Origin of the sequence: Rhizobium sp. WYCCWR10014, assembly GCF_001657485.1 — a bacterium.
GTDB lineage: Bacteria > Pseudomonadota > Alphaproteobacteria > Rhizobiales > Rhizobiaceae > Rhizobium.
In genome coordinates this window covers 60,406-77,986 of sequence record NZ_LXFU01000041.1, presented here as the reverse complement: position 1 = coordinate 77,986, position 17,581 = coordinate 60,406, and the positions used below count along the sequence as shown (strand labels likewise).

At 60.7% G+C, this 17,581-nt stretch carries 18 protein-coding genes; 4 read left to right on the top strand and 14 right to left on the bottom strand.

What is annotated here, in order from left to right:
- Positions 1–41: 41 nt before the first annotated feature.
- Positions 42–1,022 (bottom strand): SDR family oxidoreductase, encoded by a 981-nt coding sequence (locus tag A6U98_RS22225; protein ID WP_064653065.1) that lies wholly within the window; start codon positions 1,020–1,022, stop codon positions 42–44.
- 261 nt (positions 1,023–1,283) lie between these two features.
- On the opposite strand from A6U98_RS22225, the gene A6U98_RS37245 reads away from it, so the two are divergent.
- Together A6U98_RS37245 and A6U98_RS22220 are read left to right on the top strand one after the other, a co-directional pair.
- Positions 1,284–1,460: a hypothetical protein gene (locus A6U98_RS37245; RefSeq protein ID WP_197496423.1), complete on the top strand. Its 177-nt coding sequence runs from the start codon at positions 1,284–1,286 to the stop codon at positions 1,458–1,460.
- Between the two features lie 8 nt (positions 1,461–1,468).
- Positions 1,469–1,843 (top strand): VOC family protein, encoded by a 375-nt coding sequence (locus A6U98_RS22220; protein ID WP_064652793.1) that lies wholly within the window; start codon positions 1,469–1,471, stop codon positions 1,841–1,843.
- 96 nt (positions 1,844–1,939) lie between these two features.
- Here the strand turns inward: A6U98_RS22220 and A6U98_RS22215 are convergent, their stop codons facing one another.
- From A6U98_RS22215 to A6U98_RS22190, 6 genes are all read right to left on the bottom strand, one after another.
- A complete protein-coding gene (locus tag A6U98_RS22215) occupies positions 1,940–2,521 on the bottom strand; it encodes a dienelactone hydrolase family protein (protein WP_064652791.1) in 582 nt (193 codons plus the stop codon).
- Between the two features lie 207 nt (positions 2,522–2,728).
- Entirely contained in the window at positions 2,729–4,249 is a 1,521-nt protein-coding gene (locus A6U98_RS22210) for an FAD-dependent monooxygenase (protein ID WP_064652789.1), read from the bottom strand.
- A 369-nt stretch (positions 4,250–4,618) separates the two neighbouring features.
- Positions 4,619–4,798: a hypothetical protein gene (locus A6U98_RS22205; protein ID WP_245304553.1), complete on the bottom strand. Its 180-nt coding sequence runs from the start codon at positions 4,796–4,798 to the stop codon at positions 4,619–4,621.
- A complete protein-coding gene (locus tag A6U98_RS22200) occupies positions 4,782–5,552 on the bottom strand; it encodes an NUDIX hydrolase (protein WP_245304552.1) in 771 nt (256 codons plus the stop codon). The genes A6U98_RS22205 and A6U98_RS22200 overlap by 17 nt, the downstream gene beginning before the upstream one ends.
- A 98-nt stretch (positions 5,553–5,650) precedes the next feature.
- Positions 5,651–7,639, bottom strand: a complete 1,989-nt coding sequence (locus A6U98_RS22195) for a primary-amine oxidase (RefSeq protein WP_064652786.1) — start codon at positions 7,637–7,639, stop codon at positions 5,651–5,653.
- A 230-nt stretch (positions 7,640–7,869) separates the two neighbouring features.
- Positions 7,870–9,321 carry an APC family permease gene (locus A6U98_RS22190; RefSeq protein ID WP_064652784.1) on the bottom strand — a complete coding sequence of 484 codons (1,452 nt, stop codon included), beginning with the start codon at positions 9,319–9,321 and terminating at the stop codon, positions 7,870–7,872.
- A 121-nt stretch (positions 9,322–9,442) separates the two neighbouring features.
- On the opposite strand from A6U98_RS22190, the gene A6U98_RS22185 reads away from it, so the two are divergent.
- Positions 9,443–10,480 (top strand): AraC family transcriptional regulator, encoded by a 1,038-nt coding sequence (locus A6U98_RS22185; protein ID WP_064652783.1) that lies wholly within the window; start codon positions 9,443–9,445, stop codon positions 10,478–10,480.
- A gap of 39 nt (positions 10,481–10,519) precedes the next feature.
- On the opposite strand, the gene A6U98_RS22180 is transcribed toward A6U98_RS22185, so the two are convergent.
- The 6 genes from A6U98_RS22180 to A6U98_RS22155 form a co-directional block, all read right to left on the bottom strand.
- Positions 10,520–10,885: a cytochrome C oxidase subunit IV family protein gene (locus tag A6U98_RS22180; RefSeq protein ID WP_064652780.1), complete on the bottom strand. Its 366-nt coding sequence runs from the start codon at positions 10,883–10,885 to the stop codon at positions 10,520–10,522.
- Positions 10,886–10,909: 24 nt separating this feature from the next.
- A complete protein-coding gene (locus A6U98_RS22175; protein WP_064652779.1) occupies positions 10,910–11,629 on the bottom strand; it encodes a heme-copper oxidase subunit III family protein in 720 nt (239 codons plus the stop codon).
- 11 nt (positions 11,630–11,640) lie between these two features.
- Positions 11,641–12,354: a cytochrome c oxidase subunit 3 gene (locus A6U98_RS22170; protein WP_064652777.1), complete on the bottom strand. Its 714-nt coding sequence runs from the start codon at positions 12,352–12,354 to the stop codon at positions 11,641–11,643.
- Positions 12,351–14,129 carry a cytochrome c oxidase subunit I gene (ctaD, locus tag A6U98_RS22165; protein WP_064652775.1) on the bottom strand — a complete coding sequence of 593 codons (1,779 nt, stop codon included), beginning with the start codon at positions 14,127–14,129 and terminating at the stop codon, positions 12,351–12,353. The genes A6U98_RS22170 and ctaD overlap by 4 nt, the downstream gene beginning before the upstream one ends.
- A gap of 47 nt (positions 14,130–14,176) precedes the next feature.
- Positions 14,177–14,995, bottom strand: a complete 819-nt coding sequence (locus A6U98_RS22160; protein WP_064652774.1) for a cytochrome c oxidase subunit II — start codon at positions 14,993–14,995, stop codon at positions 14,177–14,179.
- A gap of 164 nt (positions 14,996–15,159) precedes the next feature.
- Positions 15,160–15,549, bottom strand: coding sequence for a cytochrome c family protein (locus tag A6U98_RS22155; RefSeq protein WP_064653061.1), 390 nt, complete (start codon positions 15,547–15,549; stop codon positions 15,160–15,162).
- Between the two features lie 263 nt (positions 15,550–15,812).
- Here A6U98_RS22155 and A6U98_RS22150 point away from each other — a divergent pair, with 263 nt between their 5' ends.
- On the top strand, positions 15,813–16,457 hold the full coding sequence (locus A6U98_RS22150; protein WP_064652772.1) for a LysE family translocator: 645 nt from the start codon (positions 15,813–15,815) through the stop codon (positions 16,455–16,457).
- A 131-nt stretch (positions 16,458–16,588) separates the two neighbouring features.
- Here the strand turns inward: A6U98_RS22150 and A6U98_RS22145 are convergent, their stop codons facing one another.
- Complete coding sequence (locus A6U98_RS22145; protein WP_064652770.1) at positions 16,589–17,512, bottom strand: MYG1 family protein; 924 nt, start codon at positions 17,510–17,512, stop codon at positions 16,589–16,591.
- Positions 17,513–17,581: the final 69 nt, after the last annotated feature.

Sequence of the window (17,581 nt, the reverse complement as noted above, 5' to 3'; positions counted from 1 at the left end):
CTGCGTCGTCTCTTTCGGAAAGTTGTTCTACGAGGGCCTGCCTAGCCGAGAGCGCTTTGTGCTGTGCAGATCCGATCGACCAAAGCATCAAGATCACCCTTTGGCGGACGGTTCTTGGCCAGGCGCTGCTTGAGATGCATGATCGGTTCCGCCAGAATTTCCTCAAGGCTCTCGGCGCAGGTAAAGTCGCCCGCCACGCTTTTGACCTTTGAATTGTCAAAGATCGCCGACCATGCCTTGTCGCCCCGGAGGGGCCCAACCCACTCCGGATTGTACCGGACCAGGGTGTCCGTCGGCACGTGTACGATCCTGGCCTCGACGCCCAACAATCTGGCAATCGTCTTTTGAATATCGTCCCAGATATGAGCGCGGTCGGAGGTGATGTGGAAGATCTCGTTCAACGCCGCCGGCTTGCCGAAAAGCCCGACAAAGGGCACCGCGAAATCAACCGAGCGGGTCAGTGTCCAGGGCGTGTGGCCATCGCCCGCCACGATGGTGGGCTCGCCATCCAGCATGCGTCTTGCCATGACATCGCTGTCACCCATCATGATGGGAAGGCCGGTGCGAACAGTGTGACTGGGACGGACGATGGTCCAGGCGAGATTCTGGGAATTCCTGAGCAGCGTCTCACAGGCAATCTTGTCCTGGCTATAGCGCCAGTAGGGGTTGATCGCCGGTGTCTGCTCGGTAATCACATAGTGGCGCGGCGGCTTTTCATAGACCGAAGCCGAAGAGATGAAGATGTACTGGCCGCAGTGCCCGGCAAACACATCGATGTCACGCGCGACTTGATCGGGCGTAAAGGCAATGAACTGGCACACGACGTCATAATTGGCCTTGGCCAAGTCCGCATAGGCGGGTGCCGCGAGATCGCCGACGATCGCGGTAACCCCCGCAGGCAATGGGTCGCCTCTCAAACTGCGGTTATAGACGCTGACATGGTGGCCCTGAGCAACGGCGCGCGCGACGCACGGATATGAAATCTGGCCGGTACCGCCAACGAAAAGGATTTTCAAAGCCATGGGAAGGACCTCGGTGTCGATGTGGCGGGATATGCGGTCAGTCTTCATAGCGCGAAAGAAATCGGTCGTCTCCTGCAAAACACCTGCACCGGCTCACGTCGTTTGGGTCGACCTGTCCCGCAACCCAACGTGGTGGCATTCCGCATAACCCGATCGGACGACGTGAGGTTCGGCCGCAACCAGCCATTGCCGATACCGCAGAGATCTCTATCTCAAGCCAATGATGCCCCTTCTGTTTGAGATCAGCACAAGGAGGTTCTCTTGAAGGATTATCTGCCCTATGCAGCCGGGGCGCTGGCAGGTTTGCTGGTGGCCTTCTTTATATCTGGCCTGTTGGCGCTGACGGAGACACCGCAGCTCATGCTCTTCGCATTGCTGCCGGCAGTCGGCGGCGCGCTTGTCGAACGCGTTTGCCATCGCCGGCCCAACAAGTCTTGAAGGGCTCCATGGCAAGGCTGAAAGAAATCGTCATTGATTGCGACATTCCCTCGCGTGTCGCCCGGTTCTGGGCGGAGGCGCTCGATGGCTACGAGGTGATGCCATATGACGACGAAGAACTGGCCCGTCTTGCCGCTCTCGGACTGACAACCGAGACTGACCCGACCGTGATGGTCGAAGGTCCTGGAACCCGCCTTTGCTTCCACCTTCGCCAAGGGGAACGCCCAGCCCGCAACCGACTTCATCTCGATATTTCCACCCCCGATCGGGCCAAGGAGGTAGAACGGCTTCTATCCCTCGGAGCGAGCTTCGTCCGGGAAGCGGATGGCTATACGGTCTTGAACGATCCCGAAGGCAACAATTTCTGCGTGGCGTCCGAATAGTCCGCTCCGGGCCGAAAGCCGCGCTGCGGGATGAACGGCACCCATCTCCGGACGGCCATACCAGCGCCGAACCGGATCTCCCGCGGAATGTCTGGATCAGACGCGATTCAGGAAGTCGATCACGCGGAGGGTGAGCACCGCGGCCGCATCCGCATCATAGGCCGGCAGCGAGCTGTCGGCGAAGTAGTGCTGATCGCCTGGGTACAGGAAAAGCTCCGCGTCCTCGACCTTCGCGACGATCTCGCGAGCCGCGTCGATGTCACCCTCGCCGACGAAAATCGGATCGTTGTCCATGCCGTGGATCTGCACCGCGACGCCGTCCGGCCAGGGTCCGAAGGCCCACTCGCCGCTGATAGGCAGGCAGGAATAGAAGAGCAGAGCCCCGCGGGCGCCGGGCCGTGTCTGCGCCAGCTTCTGCGCTGGCAGCACCCCGAACGAGAACCCGGCATAGATGAGCTCGGCAGGCAGTTGGTCGGCTACGCGGACGCCGCGCTCCCGCATTGCGTCGAATCCGATCTCGCCGATATAGGCGATCCCCGCTTCGATGCTTGGGAATGTGCGCCCGTCAAACAGATCGGGCGTGTGCACGATATGACCGGCTGCCCTGATGTCGTCGGCAAACGCACGCACACCAGGCGTCAGCCCCTGTGCGTGATGAAACAACAAGACCTCAGCCATATGGAGCCTCCGGGGTGGGATGGTCGGACACACTCGGCCACCCTACCGCGCTCTCGCCTTGCCGGGAAGGGTGCGGACACCTTGCCGAAGCAACGTCTGCAAACCCGCCGAAAACCGATAGGCGGGAAACCTCCGTGATCCTCTACCGGACTGATAAGACTGAAGAACCTTACGGAGATCCGTACATCGATTGCACCATTCATAGTTTCAGGCTTTGCCGAACCACCGCGACGCGGCCTGCGCGGCTCCCTCATTGTCAGGCATAGCCTCACCAGCCCAGGCCACGAAGCCGTCGGGGCGCACGAGCAGCGCGCTCAGCCCCAGCCGATCCCTGGCGTCACTGGCGACATAGGTGATCCCATTCCAGCGGCTTGCCAGCGCTTGCAGCGGTGCACAGGCGTCAAAGTCCAAAAGCAGGCCTTTGCCCTGCCTGAGGTGATCGCCGAGCCTCGTCCCGTCGGCCAGCTCGAAATCGGGAGCGCTGCGGCTGACTAGCGGGTGACTGCCGCCAAGATCGTAGCGGAGAGAAACACCCCAGACGCGCTCGGCAAAGTATGTCGCGCCGTCACGCGTGTCGATCAGATCGCGGATGATGGCTTCGAGCGCGCGCGAACTCCGGCTCGGCCGCATCAGTGCGACCTGGGCGCGCGACCAGTCGAGAATCTTCACTCCAACCGGATGCCGTTCGCAGAAATAGCTGTCGAGCAGGTCCTCCGGCGCATCGCCACGAATCGTCGCTGCAAGCTTCCATCCAAGATTCATCGCGTCGCCGAGCCCGAGGTTCAGGCCCTGGCCGCCCAAGGGGGAATGGATGTGCGCAGCGTCACCCGCAAGCAGCACCCTGCCCTTGCGGTAAGCCGCCGCCTGATAGGCGCGATCCGTCCAGGTGGTGGCAAGCTCAAGGCCCGTCACCGTGACATCGGCGCCGGAAATTTGCCGCAACACCGATTGCACATGCTCCGGTGTAATCGGCTGCGTACGGTGAAACGCGCCCCCATCGAAATCGACCATCGCGATGGTGCCGGGCTTTTGGTAGGTATACATGCCTGTCGGCGTGTAATGGCGGCCCGGAGCGAGCTTCTCCGCATCGGCCATCTCGACTTGAACGGAATAGCCGGTGAACTCGGGATCGGTGCCAACGAATTCAAAGCCGCCTGCCCTGCGCACGGTGCTGCGCCCGCCGTCACAACCGATGAGCCATCGTCCCCGAAAGATCTCGCCACCCGCGCGCACGGTCACGCCTCCGTCCGACTGGTCGAAGCCATCGACACCGAGCCCGCGCCTGACCTCGACACCCATCGCGCTTGCGCGAGCGGCCAGGACGAATTCGAGGTGCTCCATCTCTACCGCCACGCTGGTATCGGCCGGACCTGGCAGGCGATAGGGCCACGTCGAGGTGTCGATGGTGTCGTGAAAGAACTGAATGCCGGCGAAATGGCCACCCGGGCGACGCGGCTGCTGCATCCAATGCGCTGAAGTCGATTGATCTTTTTCGCGCTGCGGCGCCATGATGTCATCCAGCAGCCCGCGACGGTCGAAGGCTTCGATGGTCGGTGCGGAAAGGCCGCGCATGCCGAACGGCAGCCGCTTCAACGGCGAATGCGGGTCTTCGGCCTGCTCCAGCACCAACACCGAGAGGCCGGCCAGCCGCAGCTCGCAGGCCAGAAACAGACCGACCGGGCCTGCACCTGAAATCACAACGTCATGAATCATGAGAAATTCGGGCATGAGCTACTCCTTTATGGTCGTTCGACCGGAGCAGTTCGTCGTTTTGAGAACCACACGGACGAACAATGGGACGCTTGAACAGCGTCCGTTGCTCGTCGTGGAGAACTCATGCACGAGGCAAGGAACAGAGCTTTCGTTTCCGAAAGGACTTGGGCCAACCACACCAAGTCATGCCTTTTCCGACATCGGCAACATAGCCGCCGGGCGATCGATCGGCAACAGAAGATATTCTCTTCCGAAGGTCTGATCAGACGGGGAAACCCCTTCCGAGCGGCGTAAAGCCGCTTATGCCATGCCTGACGACGTTACAAGATTTCTTCCGCAGATAGAGCGTCAGTGCACGCCCGCGTGACACCTAAAAGCGGAGCTCTAAACGACGACAAGTGCGACGCTGCCTCTATCTGACAGGTTTTCGACCTTGCGCGGCTGTTCGAAGGTATCGAACACGATTTCGAGGTTGTCGCGCACCGAAAAGTCAATGGCCGCAGCTTCAGGCTTGCCGTCTGCATGAGATGTCCCCGAGGTGACGCGGCTAATCGAACGTGGCAAACCGTTGGGCACCATTTTGGAATGCAAAAGCGGAACGAATATCGCTTTCCAGAACGCGCCCTCGCGACAGATCGGGGAGATCGGCAGGTGCGAAGAAACCGACTTCCGATGTTTCGATGCCCGCCTTCATCGTCATCTCTCCCGACCGCTCGCACAGGAAGAACAGTTTATAGAAATCTCTTGCATCCGGGTCATATGCGGCCTTCGCCTTATGTCGCACGCTGTACAAGTGGGTGGCCGAAACCTGAAGGCCCGCTTCTTCATGTATTTCGTTGACGACATTTTCCGACGCTGATCGTCCAATATCCGCAAACCCACCGGGCAAAGTCCATCGGCCGTCGCTCTTTTCCCGCACCAGAAGGACTTTACCTCCTTCGATCAACGCCCCGCGAACGTCGACCTTCGGCGTGGCATAGCCTCTAGCAAAATCAGATACGAGACCAGAGATGCGCGTGATCGGCACATTGGCAAGATCGGCTAGCATCGCGTGTGCGATGTCCGCTACCTCTTGGTATCGTTCACGATCGAATTCGTCCTTGCAAAAGTAGAGCCCGGTTGAAGCGATCGCTTGGAGACGTATTGCGCGAGATAGCCATAAACTTTCCATTGCTTGATCTCCATCAAACGGTCCACCCGAGGCGTGCCGCGTGTGGACAACCGCCAGACCCTGAGGCCCCGCCCCAAAGAACGCCGCAAACGCTCGCGCATCACGCGTCGGCCCCTGTGCGTGGCGGAACAACAAGACCGCAGCCATACGGATCCTCCGGGTGGGGCGGCCGGGTGCACATTCGGCCACTCTACAGCGCCATCGTCGCATCAGGAAGACTGCGGACATGCCACGGAAGCCAAGCTCTACACGTGGCAGCAGGAACCGTTTCCGGTGTTATCAGGCGAAGGCTGCAGGCGATTGTCGACGCTCTGGCTGTTTCCTTCCGGCGGCAGGTCCATGGCGATGTTGGATGCGAAGAAGCCGTTCGGTTTCAGCGTGAAGCCGGCATATTCCACCGGCATGATCGGAAAATCCTCGGGCTTGCAGACATGGGTATGGCCGAAGGAATGCCAGAGCACGACATCGGCATTCTCGATTTCGCGGTTCTGCTTGACATAACCCGGCAGGCCGTCACCGCCAGCATGCACGTTCGGATAATCGCCGCTCGCATATTTTTCCCTGGCATCGAAGGCCGTGACCCAGATGTGTTTCTTGGCGAAGCCGCCGCGCTGGGCAACGGTCGAATCCGGCTGGGCAAGCATGACAGGCGACGGCATGACGACAATCTTGTAGCCCGGCGCCTTGCCGACACTGTTCTGGATGTTGGGGTTGGAGACTTTCCAGTAACGGCCGGTCTCGCCATTGGCGAGTGCCGGGGAGTCGAGTTCGCGCTTCAGCACACGGGTCCTGGTATCGAAGACATTGCCATAGGGATTGTCTTCACCCCACGGACGCGGCACGAACTCATGTTCGGTCACGGTATTGTCGCCGCCATCGACATCCATGTGCAGGCGCGCATTGAAGAAATGCTGGTGGGTCGGACCGCCGAGATTGTCATCGACCATGCCGCCCCATGGATAGGTTTCGCCGGTCGCGACCGCCGCCGTCTGGATGATGCCGGTGAGCTTGGCTTCCAGCTGGATCGTGCCGTCCTGGTAGAGATACCAGTAGAAGCCGTAATCATAGTTGCCGACGGTTGCGAAGAAGGAGATGACGAGGCGGCGCGAACGGCGCACTTCAAAAATACCGTTGCGGAATTCGTAATGCTTCCAGAGGATCCCGTAATCCTCCTCATGCATGCAGATGGCGTTCTTCATGATGAAGGGCTGGCCGAGATCATCCGCTGCCGGCACGTCGAAATAGTGAATATGACCGAGGCAGTCGCAGCCGAGTTCGAGGCAATTGGCCAGGCGTCCGAGGCCATATTCGCCGGCATCGAAGGCGCTCTTCCAATAGTGGTTCGCGGTCGGATCGGCATAGGGCACGACCATTTCGGTGACACTGGCGCGAAAGACGACGGGCCGCAGCCTACCCTGATCCTTGATGCCGAGTTCATGCAGAACGAGGCCTTCGCGCGGGGTGAAACCGACACGGAAACTCCAGTTCTGCCATTCGATTTTCCAGCCGTCGACCGTAAAGCTCGGCCCTTGCGGCTGAACGATATGCAGCGGCGTGAGATCGGGCCGCGGTTCCGGGAAGGTTTCGCGGCCATAATTGCGCTTCTTCCTCGGGACCGGAATGATCTTTTCATCGTCGACGAGATCGACCACTCGGTTGGTGATCAGATCGACCACCGCCACCACGCCCTCGATCGGATGTGCGTAACCGTTGTCACGGATATCCTCGCGCCAGTAGGACACGGCGCGGACGATGCGCTTTCCCTTCTCGAATTCGCGGCCAAAATAGCCGGAGGAAAAAGGATCGATCTGGATAAGCGGAATATCCTCGTCGGCAATGCCGCGCTTCTTGACGGCAGCAATCCAGCGCGGATCGGATTTGACGGTGCCTTCGACGGTTTCGAATTCGCACAGCATGATCGGCGGCTGACCATAGGGCAGTTCATCGAGAGGCAGCCGGATATAGGAGCACACCGTGCCGGCAGTCAGGTCGACGATGCCCTCGAAGGTTTCGCCATTGCTGATGTCGATTGCCAGGATGAAGGCGAGCCGCGGCAGCCTGTCGCCCAGGCGATGGGCGGCAAGATCCGCCTTGGTCGGCTCCTCCAGCCGGGTGATCGGAAAGCGGAAGGTGGGTGCGAGTGTCTGCCTATCCTTGAGTAGGGCAACGGCAGAAGCGATCTCGGCGAGGCTCAGGGGATCGAGCGGATGGGTGACTGCGACAACGGCGTCCATTGAAATACCTCTTTGTTTCGGGAGAGACGACGCACTATGGCGCGTCGCAAGCTGCGGTGATCAGGATCGACCGGAGCAGATCTGCGTCTCAATCATCATCTGGTCTGCATGAATGCAGAACAGAGAGCAAAAGGCATGTGCCTCGACGGCAACCAGCACTGTTGCGCCCGCAAGGACCGCGACCGCGAGAACCAGAAGGCGATCGACGGGTGCAAATTCAGCAACGGAACTCATTCGAAGACCTTTCCCAGGGAGGCGTAGAGAGCGGGCTTGGATCTCTTGACCCGGATCGCAAACAGCGCGCCAAGAATGCCCACCAGCACCATGGCATAGGGGAAAGCCTTGACGATCGGGCTTTCGCTGCCGGAAAGGAGTGAAAGATTGGAGCTGACCAGCACCAGCGAACCAATGAGGCCGAGGAGCGCCAGCGTCGGAGCGATAATCGTGGTCCAGGCGCTGTAGCTGTTCGGCGTCTTGCGGAAGAACATGATGATCGCGACGGAGACAAGCACCTGCACCAGCAGGATACCGATACCCGCAAGCGCTGCCATCCATGAGAACACGACGGTGTAGGGATCGGCGCCGAAGATCACGAACAGGCCAAGGACGACGGCAGCGATCAGGCTTTGCAGCAGACCTGCAGCATAGGGTGAGCCATGCCTGGCGTGAACCTTGCCAAGCGCCCTGGCGGCCAGACCTTCACGACCAAGGGCGAAGAAATAGCGGTTGAGGGTATTGTGGAAGGACAGGATGCAGGCAAACAGGCTGGTGATAAGCAGCACGTTCATCACCTGGCTCGACCATGGGCCAAGCACGGAATTGGCGGCAGTGAAATAGAAGCTGTCGAGACTGGCAGCCGCAGCAGCCTGCACCTTGCCCGGACCGTAGAATTGCACGATTGCCCAGGTGGAGAAGGCATAGAAGAGGGTGATGAGCAGCACGGCAACATAGGTGGCGCGGGGAATGCTCTTTTCCGGATCTTCGGCTTCCTCGCCGAAAATGGCCGTCGCTTCGAAGCCGATGAAGGAACCGATGACGAAGACCAGCGCCACGCCGAGACCGGGCGCAAAGACCGACGATGGCGCAAAGGAAGAGAAGCTGATGCCCTCAGGTCCGCCGCCTGAAAAGACGATAGCAAGATCCAGAACCAGCAATATGGCGATTTCGGCAATCATGCAGACGCCGAGGATCGCGCCCGAGAAGGCGATGTTGCGCTGACCGCAGACCAGCACGACGACGAGTGCTGCGAAGGCGAAGGCCCACCAGGGCAGGACCAGCCCGAGCGGCGCTATGGCATTGGCCATGAAGAAACCGAACAGGCCATAGATGGCGATCTGAACCGCGCTATAGGTGACCAGCGCCATGAAGGCACCACCCACACCGGCCGGCTTGCCGATGCCGTGGGTGATATAGGTGTAGAAGGCTCCTGCCCCGCCGACATGCCGGCTCATGGCGGTGAAGCCGACCGAGAAGAGAAGGTAGAGCAGGCCGGCAAGCACGAAAGCGCCGGGGACGCCTGAACCATTGCCAAAGGCAAAGGCGGCCGGCGAAGCGCCGACGACAGCCGTAAGCGGCGCGGCCGCAGCAACGACGAAGAACACGATATGGGCGAGGCCCACCGAGTCCTTGGCCAGACGACGCTCCGGCGATGATGGTGCGGGCATGCTTGCTTCCAGTGTCATGGAGAACCCCTCTTTGCTTGTTTGTTGCCAAGAAGGTAAGCGCGGCGATCTGGCCCCGAAATTGCAGTTTATGCCAATGAATCGATAATTCGCGCCACGAAGGTCACCGGAGACGCTGAAAATGGCAGTTGCATCGCATTTGATCAGCCGCATGCCCGCAGTTGCTTCAATTCGAGCCTCCGTCTTGATCCCGCTGGTGCAACAAATCGATAAAAGATCCGGGAAAACCGACCTTCTTCTGGCTTCGCACGGCATTTTGCGCTCGCAATTGGAAGATCCTTACGCTGTCTTGCCTATGGCGCGTTATGTCGCACTGTTCGAGGACGCCGCGACGATAACCGACGAACCGGCACTGGGAGCTCGCATGGGCACCGGCTTCAAGCCCGCCGACATCGGTCCCATCGGCATGCTCTTTGCGCTCTCGCCGACCATTCGCAGCGCTTTCGAGCGGCTGTCGAAATATGTCAACGCAGTACAAGGCGCGACCAGTTCCGGCGTGTTCGAGGAAAATGGCGATTTTGTCTGGAGCTACCGGATCGTCGATCCCAGCATGTGGCCGCGCCGGCAGGACAGCGAATTCACGATCGCCGCCTCCTGTCAGCTCGTCCGTTCGTGCTTCCGCCGTGGCTGGCGGCCGATCGAAATACAGCTCGAGCATCACGCCCCGCGCGACGCCAGTGTGCTGGAACGCATCTGTGGCGCACCCATCCTGTTCGGCCAATCCGGCAACCGGATCGTCATGAACAAGGCGGAGGCTGACCGTGTGCACCGTGCGGAAGACAAAAGCCTGATCGAAATCCTGGAGCGGCATATCGGCGATCTCGTCAACGAGCCGGCGGCCGGCGATATCCTCAAGGAAAAGGTCCAGGCCCTGATCGGCATCTATCTCGGCCGCAAACCGGTCACGGTCGCAACGCTTGCCGCCGAACTGAAGATGTCGCCGCGAAGCCTGCAGCGCCGGCTGTCGGAGGAAGGCGTGTCGCTTCGCGATCTCCTTCGCCAGCACCGCCAGACACTCGCCGCCCATTATCTCGGCGACCAACAAGTCGCACCGATGTCCGAGATTGCGCGTGTGCTGGGTTATGCAGACAACACCGTGCTATGGCGTGCGCTGCGATCCTGGGAAAAGAAGGGGAACTACCCATCTTCGAGACGCTGATCGAGGATGCACGGCAACGGAGATCGCCCGATTGTTGCTCTACGGGGCAGCACCAAAGAAGGCGAGCCGGGTGAGGATCGTATAGTCTGCTTCCGATACCATCAGCGCCACGAAAACCAGCACCAACAGCGGCGGCAGCAGGATGGCGTAGACGAGCGCCAGCCGTTCCCAGGCCATGTGCATGAAGACGGCGACGATCAGCCCGGCCTTCAGCATCATGAACACGAGGATCAGCGTCCATCTCAGATAACCCTGGATTCCGAGATAATCGACCATGTAGGAAAAGGCGCTGAGCACGAAGAGCAGGCCCCAGACGAAGAGATAGAGCCGGATCGGGTGCTGCTGTCCGGTGTGTGTTTGTGCATGCACGGTTTGGCTTTGCGCATGCGCCGTTGTCTCGTTCATGACGACCTCACCACAGATAGAGCCCTACCACAGATAAAAAAACGCGAAGATGAAGACCCAGACCAGGTCGACGAAGTGCCAATAGAGGCCCATGATCTCGACGGCCTCGTAGCGGCCTTTCCGGCTGGTGAAGAAGCCACGCCGTTCCACGTCGAAATCGCCACGCCAGACCTTGCGGGCGACGATGATGAGGAAGATGACGCCGATCGTGACGTGGGTTCCGTGAAAACCTGTTATCATGAAGAAGGTCGATCCGAACTGTGCCGCCCCCCACGGGTTCTCCCAGGGGCGCACGCCTTCGGTGATCAGCTTCGTCCATTCGAAGGCCTGCATGCCGACGAAGCCTGCGCCGAGAACGGCCGTGAGCAGCATCAGCATGGCAGTCATGCGGCGGTCTCGGCGATAGCCGAAATTGACCGCCATCGCCATCGTGCCGCTGCTCGAGATCAGCACGAAGGTCATGATCGCAATCAGGATCAGCGGCACGTCCTGGCCGCCGATATGGAGCGCGAAGACCTCGCTCGGATTGGGCCATGGAACGGGCGTCGACATGCGGGCGGTCATATAGGCGATCAGGAAACAGCCGAAGACGAAGGTGTCGCTGAGTAGAAAGATCCACATCATCGCCTTGCCCCAGGAGGCGGTCTTGAAGGCGCGCTGATCCGAGCTGAAATCGGACGCGACACCGCGCAGGCCTGCCGGTCTGAGGTCTGCCCCGCCGTGTGTCTCGATAGTCTGTGCCATCTGCAAACCCCTTAGTTCAGTAGTGTGCGGCAGAGATCGACGAAATCATTCGCCCAGCCGGCAAAGAGCGCGAAGAGCAACAGCCAGACGGCGAGCATGAAATGTGAATAAATGGCGGAAAGATCGACGCTGAGGCGCAGCCGCTCCGGCGCAACGTCGGTTGAAAATGCCCTGACCGTCGTGTGCGCGAGCACGGCAAGCCCGCCGAGGATATGCAGCCCGTGCAGGCCGGTCAGCATGTAGAAGAAGCTGTTGGCGGGATTGTCGACAAGCACGTAGCCGGCCGCCACCAGCTCCCGCCATGCCTGGACCTGCCCGACGAGAAAAGAGACGGCAAGGACAAACGCGGCGGCAAGCGCCGGCCGCAGGTTTTCCATGCGGCCCTGCCCCGCTTCTCGTTTTGCCCATTGCAGCGCCGCACTGCTCAAGGCCAGTGCCGCGGTGTTCACCCAGAGGAGGCGCGGAACCGGCATCGCCCACCAGTCGGCGGACGCCGCACGCATGAAATAGGCGCTGACGGCAAGGCTGAAGAGCGCGCCGACGACGCCGAGAAACACGAAGAGGCCGATCTTCACTGCCGGCACCGGCGGCCGCTCAGTGCCGTGATTATCAGGCAGCTGCACCGATCCGGTTTCCAGCCAGGGCTTCGAGGTCAGCCGCTGCCCGGAAAGCCACCAGATGATGATGGCGCCGATCGCAGCAAGGAAGACCAGGATGACGTTCATGCGTGCACCTCCCGGGTGACGCCGTCGCTTGACGGTACATTCTGCGGGATGAAATCCTCGGCCGCCCCCGGCACGCTGTAGTCATAGGCCCAGCGGTAGACGATAGGCAGGTCCTTGCCCCAGTTGCCATGCGCGGGCGGCGTCTGCGGCGTCTGCCATTCGAGTGTCGTTGCCCGCCAGGGATTGCCGCCTGCCTCCCTGCCCCGGAAAAGGCTCCAGACCAGGTTGAACAGGAAGACCATCTGCCCGGCGCCTACGACGAGCGCCATGACTGTGATGAAGATATTCAGCGTATGCGCAGAAGGCGGAACGAAGGCCGTCTCTCCCATCTCGAAGTAGCGGCGCGGCATGCCGAGCAGGCCGAGATAATGCATCGGAAAGAAGATCGCATAGGTGCCGAGGAAGGTGATCCAGAAGTGGATCTGGCCGAGCACCTCGTCCAGCATGCGTCCCGTCACCTTCGGATACCAGTGATAGATCGCCCCGAAGATGACGAGGATCGGTGCGACCCCCATGACCATGTGGAAATGCGCAACGACGAACATCGTATCCGACAGCGGCACGTCGACGACGACATTGCCGAGGAAGAGGCCCGTCAGGCCGCCATTGACGAAGGTGACGATGAAGGCAAGCGCAAAGAGCATGGGCAGCGTCAGGTGAATGTCGCCGCGCCACAGCGTCAGCACCCAGTTATAGACCTTGATCGCCGTGGGCACAGCGATGATCAGCGTCGTGGTGGCGAAGAAAAAGCCGAAGGCCGGGTTCATGCCGCTCACATACATGTGGTGCGCCCAGACGACGAAGCTGAGCGCGGCGATGATGACGATCGCCCAGACCATCATGCGGTAGCCGAAGATGTTCTTGCGCGCATGCGTGCTGATCAGGTCCGAAACGATGCCGAAGGCGGGAAGCGCTACGATATAGACCTCCGGATGCCCGAAGAACCAGAAGAGGTGCTGGAACAGGATCGGGCTGCCGCCGCCATGCTGGAGCTGCGTGCCCATTTCGACGATGGCAGGCATGAAGAAGCTGGTGCCGAGCAGGCGATCGAACATCATCATGACGCAGGCGACGAAGAGCGCGGGAAAGGCGAGCAGCGCCATCACGGTCGCGGTGAAGATGCCCCAGACCGTGAGCGGCATGCGCATCAGTGTCATGCCGCGCGCCCGCCCCTGCAACACGGTCACCACATAGTTCAGCCCACCCATGGTGAAGCCGATGATGAAGACGATCAGCGAGGAGAGCATCAGCAGGATACCCCAGTCCTTGCCGCCAGGCGTGCCGGAGAGAACGGCCTGTGGCGGATAGAGCGTCCAACCGGCCCCCGTCGGGCCTCCTGGGGCGAAGAAGCCCGCGGCGAGGATCAGCACTGCGAGCAGGTAAATCCAATAGCTCAGCATGTTGGCGTATGGAAACACCATATCGCGCGCGCCGACCATCAGCGGAATGAGGTAGTTGCCGAAGCCGCCGAGGAACAGTGCGGTCAGCAGATAGATCACCATGATCATGCCGTGCATGGTGATGAACTGATAATAATGATCGGCATCGATGAAGGCGAAATAGCCGGGAAAGGCGAGCTGAATCCGCATCAGCCAGGAGAGCACCAGCGCCACCAGGCCGATTGCGATCGCCGTCAGCGAATATTGCACGGCGATGATCTTGGCATCCTGGCTGAACACATATTTTGTCCACCAGCTTTTCGGATGATAGAGCTCGACATCCTCGACTTCGGCAGAGGGGATGGCGCCTGCGCTGTCGGATGGAATCTCAACCATGATCTCTCTCCCCTTCGTCTCCCAGCGGTCTGCGACCGCTGCGGAGTTCAGTTTGCCGGCGGCATCTCTCCCGATGACGCCGTAAGCTGGGTGAATGTCTGCTGCTGTCCGAGCCAGGTCTGGTAATCCGCATCCTCGTCGACGACGACGGTGCCACGCATTTGCCCATGGCCGACGCCACAGAGTTCGGCGCAGAGGATGTCGAAGGTCCCTGTCCGCGTCGGCGTGAACCAGAAATAGGTGATCATGCCGGGTATCATGTCCATCTTGGCGCGGAATTCCGGCACGTAGAAATCATGGAGAACATCGACGGAGCGCAGTAATATGTGCACCGGCTTGCCGATCGGCAGATGTAGCTCGCCGCCCTCGATGATGACGTCGTCAAGGCCGCTTGCGTCGTTTTTATCAAGGCCGAGCGGGTTTTCGGGGGTGACGTCGCCGGTCTCGGCGCGGCCGAGCTTTCCGTCGGCTCCGGGCAGCCGGAAACTCCACAGCCATTGCTGGCTGACGACCTCGACCGATGCTGCATCGGCAGGCACCGTGATGAACTGGTTCCACACGATGAGGCCGGGCGCCAGCATCGCCGCAACGCCGACCGCCGTCCCGCCTCCCAGCAGCAATTCCAGCCTGCGGTTCTCGGGCTCGTAATGTGCCCGGTTACCCGGCTTGTGCCGGAAGCGGAAGACGCAATAGGCCATGAAAGAAACCACCGCCACGAAGACGATGCCGGTGATCCAGAAGGTGATGACGAGAGTGGTGTCGATATAGGTCCAGTTGGACGCGATCGGCGTCCACCACCACGGGCTCAGCACATGGAACAGCACGGAGCCGACGACAATCAGGACGAGGATCAGCACGACAGCCATGTCCGCTCCTCCTCGAGCAGGTCGACCCGTGAAACCGCATTCCGCAAAAAGTCCGTGTTTATTATCGCACAGATAGAAAATATCGGCAATTACGGCGATTTAGGCATGCGCCCCGGCCGCGAGCCGCCATATGGAGTATTGCCCGTCGCTGGGAATATTGCCCATCACTTGGAATATTGCTTGAGATAGGCGATGAGATTGGTGATTTCCTGGTCGTCCTTCACCCCGACGAAGGCCATCTTCGTACCCTTCACCTTCCCCTTCGGATTGTGCAGATAGTCGCGCAGCACCGTCTCGTCCCAGACGAGACCGCCCTCGCCGGCCGCCTTCATCCCGGCCGAATAGGCGTAATCGGGATGCGTTCCGGCCTTCCGGCCGAACAGCCCGTTCAACGACGGGCCGACCTTGTTCGTATCGGAATCGGCGACATGACAGGTCGCGCATTTCTTAAAAACGGCAGCACCCGCCGTCGCATCGCCCTCCTGCGCCCCGGCTTTACCAGGACAAAGAGCAATGACGGATGTGGCGATCAGCAGAACAACACGGTAATCCACGGCAAACCTCATCCTCCTAAAGGTCGCCAGCCACTTGCACCCTCCGCAATCTCTCGCGTGTGAGTGGTGGTTGCTATGGCACAAAGCTTAGTCCTTCGCGGGTGCAAGTCAATCGGTTCATCAATTTGGACGGGGGCCGGGCCTGTTCCGGTCCTCCCAGGAGGGTCCGTCACCCTCGGAGATTGGATATTGACGCCGGTATCGGCGACGCCATAATTGCTCGAAGCCCCCACAGTCGAAACCAGGCCCAGGAAAGGCGCGCAATGTCGATTGCTGAAATTCTGTCTTTTGCTTTCGTCACCGCGTTGCTCATCATTTCCCCTGGCCCCAACGGCGTCCTCATCGCCAAGACGGTGCCTACCTCGGGGCGTGGCGCCGGTTTCGCCAATATTGCCGGCTTCGTCGCCGCCTTCTATGTGCACGGCACCCTGTCGATCTGCGGCATCTCCCTGCTGCTGGCGCAGTCGGCGCAGGCCTTCCTCGTCGTCAAGATGATTGGCGCCGCCTATCTCTGCTGGATCGGTATCAAGGCGCTGGTCGGCGCCTGGCGCGGTTATGCCGTCGTAACGTCAGTGACCCCTTCCCGTAAGGTAAGACACCTCCCCCGTGCCTTCATCGAGGGTTTCCTCACCAACGCCCTGAATCCGAAGGTGTCGATGTTCTACCTCGCGGTCTTCCCGCAGTTCATCCACCACGACGCCAATGGCCGGGCCGCGATCGGCGAGGCTTTCCTTCTGGTCACCGTCCATGCCAGCCTCAACGTCATCTGGTTCGGTTCGATGGTCATGATCTTTGCCAGGCTCGCCAGAGCTGCGCGCAACCAGCGCTTCCAGCGCTGGCTGAAAGCCGCGACAGGCGTAGTCTTCATCGGCTTCGGCGCCAAGATGGCAACATTGCAGGCCGGATAGCGAGGACCGGCAAACCGCCTTCATCACGGAAAGGCAGGCCGAACGTCCGCAGGGCGGCAACAGGATCAGCGACCTGCCGCCAGGACCGCATATGATGCTGGCCTCGCGCCACCTCAGCTGCCGCCATTTAACTACGCCCCGATTGAAAGCGCCTCTTTTACCGCCAACTCGGCCATGGCGAGAGTGGCCTCGCGAGTCTTGGCGGCGGCGATGAAGCGGCCGTTGTGGCAGAAGCTTGCGCCCTCAATGCCGCAAACCGCCTCCAGTGCGCCATTGGTGAGCCCGGCCCAAGCCGCCGGCAGGTCGGCCCTGAGCTCGAACCCGTCCTCGGCGCGGCGGATGCCGGTCACGCACCAATCCTTTTCGCGCGGGTGAACGACGAACAGCAGGTGATCGGCGCCGGCCTTGACGATGGCGGGACGGAAGGGCATGCCCCTCGGCAATTCCAGAACACGCCCCTGCCCCGCAGCCTCGATTGCCCGATGCACGATCGCCTCGGCGCGCAATTTCGCGGCACTCTGGGCGATCCTGGCCTCGACGAAACTGCGGGCAATGGCAAGGGCCGCGTGGAAGGCGCGGTTATCGGCCTCAGGGTCTGCTTCGTCGAAAACCGGTTTCAGGGTCTCCAGCAGCGCTGGCAGCATCAACCCGGCCAACGGCCCCGAGGGGCTGAGCGCGCCATTATCGGTCAGATCGACCGGCAGCACGAAGCTGGCGTCGAAAGAGCCATGCATCGCTTCAACATGAGCTTCGGGAAGGCCGAAGGCCGTGAGATAATCGCGGCCGTAATGCTTCCAGATCAGGCCGAACGAGCTGTAGGGCTGGCCGTCGTCGCGCAGCGGCGCGCCGCGCTGGTGGTGATCGAATATCCCGGCTGCAGGGTCATAGGCTCCACCGACATCGTAGATGATCCGGTCTTCGCCCGGCGTGATCCACTCCGGCGCCCGACTGCGAACGATACGCGCCTGCGGGAAAAGCCGGGTCAGGATGACGCTCGACAGCAATTCGTCGGCATGAAAGCCACCGGAATGGGTGACGAGGAAATCGGGGATCATAGGAGCTATGCGCCTTGTCGTTCGCGGAGAGTCCGCTTGCAGGTCGGCACCAAATAACCGTTGCCGGCT

Coding starts and splice junctions, on each gene's coding strand:
- A6U98_RS22225 (WP_064653065.1), bottom strand. CDS start 1,022: ATGGCTTTGAAAATCCTTTTCGTTGGCGGTACCGGCCAGATTTCATAT.
- A6U98_RS22220 (WP_064652793.1), top strand. CDS start 1,469: ATGGCAAGGCTGAAAGAAATCGTCATTGATTGCGACATTCCCTCGCGT.
- A6U98_RS22215 (WP_064652791.1), bottom strand. CDS start 2,521: ATGGCTGAGGTCTTGTTGTTTCATCACGCACAGGGGCTGACGCCTGGT.
- A6U98_RS22210 (WP_064652789.1), bottom strand. CDS start 4,249: ATGCCCGAATTTCTCATGATTCATGACGTTGTGATTTCAGGTGCAGGC.
- A6U98_RS22200 (WP_245304552.1), bottom strand. CDS start 5,552: ATGGCTGCGGTCTTGTTGTTCCGCCACGCACAGGGGCCGACGCGTGAT.
- A6U98_RS22195 (WP_064652786.1), bottom strand. CDS start 7,639: ATGGACGCCGTTGTCGCAGTCACCCATCCGCTCGATCCCCTGAGCCTC.
- A6U98_RS22190 (WP_064652784.1), bottom strand. CDS start 9,321: ATGACACTGGAAGCAAGCATGCCCGCACCATCATCGCCGGAGCGTCGT.
- A6U98_RS22185 (WP_064652783.1), top strand. CDS start 9,443: ATGGCAGTTGCATCGCATTTGATCAGCCGCATGCCCGCAGTTGCTTCA.
- A6U98_RS22180 (WP_064652780.1), bottom strand. CDS start 10,885: ATGAACGAGACAACGGCGCATGCGCAAAGCCAAACCGTGCATGCACAA.
- A6U98_RS22175 (WP_064652779.1), bottom strand. CDS start 11,629: ATGGCACAGACTATCGAGACACACGGCGGGGCAGACCTCAGACCGGCA.
- A6U98_RS22170 (WP_064652777.1), bottom strand. CDS start 12,354: ATGAACGTCATCCTGGTCTTCCTTGCTGCGATCGGCGCCATCATCATC.
- ctaD (WP_064652775.1), bottom strand. CDS start 14,129: ATGGTTGAGATTCCATCCGACAGCGCAGGCGCCATCCCCTCTGCCGAA.
- A6U98_RS22160 (WP_064652774.1), bottom strand. CDS start 14,995: ATGGCTGTCGTGCTGATCCTCGTCCTGATTGTCGTCGGCTCCGTGCTG.
- A6U98_RS22150 (WP_064652772.1), top strand. CDS start 15,813: ATGTCGATTGCTGAAATTCTGTCTTTTGCTTTCGTCACCGCGTTGCTC.
- A6U98_RS22145 (WP_064652770.1), bottom strand. CDS start 17,512: ATGATCCCCGATTTCCTCGTCACCCATTCCGGTGGCTTTCATGCCGAC.